Below are 567 nucleotides of genomic sequence, written 5' to 3'. Positions count from 1 at the left end.
TGGCCTGATTGTTGACCTTAATTACGAAAATCCCCACCTGAGTCCGTTTGACGAATTTCAGCGTTTTAAACATCACCCGTTGATTGAGCAGTACCTGAAAAACGGTAAGCGCATCAGCTATGGGGCTAGGGCGATTGCCAAAGGCGGCTTTCATTCCCTTCCGACCCAACAATTTGCGGGTGGACTATTGATTGGCTGTGATGCTGGCACGCTCAATAGCGCGAAAATCAAAGGCACGCATACCGCGATGAAGTCGGGGATACTCGCCGCTGAAGCCGTTTTTGAAGCGATTTCAAATCAATCGGTTATTGCCGACTACCAAAGCCATTTCAAACAGTCATGGCTATATGAAGAGCTTTATCAAGCACGCAACTTCTCTAGCGGAATACACCGTTTTGGCTCTTGGTTAGGTGGTGGTTTAGCGATGTTGGAACACAACGTGTTAAAAGGCAAAGCAAAGTGGAATGTACGTTGTGAACATCCCGATCATCAGTCTTTGATTCTGGCGGAAAACAGCGATGAGATCCTCTATCCGAAGCCTGATGGCGTGTTGAGTTTCGACCGTCT

1 protein-coding gene is annotated in these 567 nt (G+C 47.6%); it reads left to right on the top strand.

Features of this window, described 5'->3' with window-relative positions; genetic code table 11:
* On the top strand, nt 1-567 hold a 567-nt coding region (locus R7P74_RS28230), incomplete at both ends, for an NAD(P)/FAD-dependent oxidoreductase (protein ID WP_318123992.1).

The sequence above is a fragment of the Vibrio sp. 2033 genome, assembly GCF_033339735.1.
The sequence above is the reverse complement of the archived record's forward strand: the minus strand, read 5'-3'. Positions and strand labels throughout refer to the sequence as shown.